Here is a 563-nt window from a genome sequence, read left to right on the forward strand (position 1 = left end):
GCATCACAAGAAGAGGCTTCGGAAGAAGAAGAGAGTGATGATGATGATAATCCTTTGATGACGCAATTCATGCGGGCGTTTTACGGACCATTTTACCGGAATTAGGATTCACGAGAAATGTCAACGATTTATGATTGGTCGCTTAGAGCGGCGGATAATACGCGTTCTGATAATTTGATTGATTGGTCCGAAGGACAGTATCCTAGCAGTGTGAATACGAGCGCCCGTGTGATGATGCAGCGCGTAAAGGAATACTTGTCAGACACGGGTGGAGAGCTTGAAGGCATTGTGACAAATGATCATGTCCAACAAACGAGTGTGATAAGACTTGCAAGCACTTCACAGTTTTTAGAGTATAAGAATGGTATCGTTTTGCGCTTTATGGCGACGGGCAGGAATGTTGGAGCGACCACGATTGTCTTAAATGCTTTAGATGGCAAGCCGGTTTATAAAGCAACAGAATTAGGCATCAGTGCATTATCGGGAGGGGAAATCCAACAAGGGTGCATTTATACATTGTTTTATAATGGAGATCATTGGCATCTTGTTAATCCTACCCCACT

General features: G+C 43.7%; 2 pseudogenes. Both read left to right on the plus strand.

Features of this window, described 5'->3' with window-relative positions:
- Positions 1–105: pseudogene (locus ACFINO_RS11435) on the plus strand (lytic transglycosylase); the annotation flags it as partial.
- Between the two features lie 12 nt (positions 106–117).
- Positions 118–563 (plus strand): annotated as a pseudogene (locus tag ACFINO_RS11440) (phage tail protein); the annotation flags it as partial.

It is taken from the genome of Bartonella sp. AA83SXKL (assembly GCF_042196965.1).
Lineage (GTDB): Bacteria > Pseudomonadota > Alphaproteobacteria > Rhizobiales > Rhizobiaceae > Bartonella.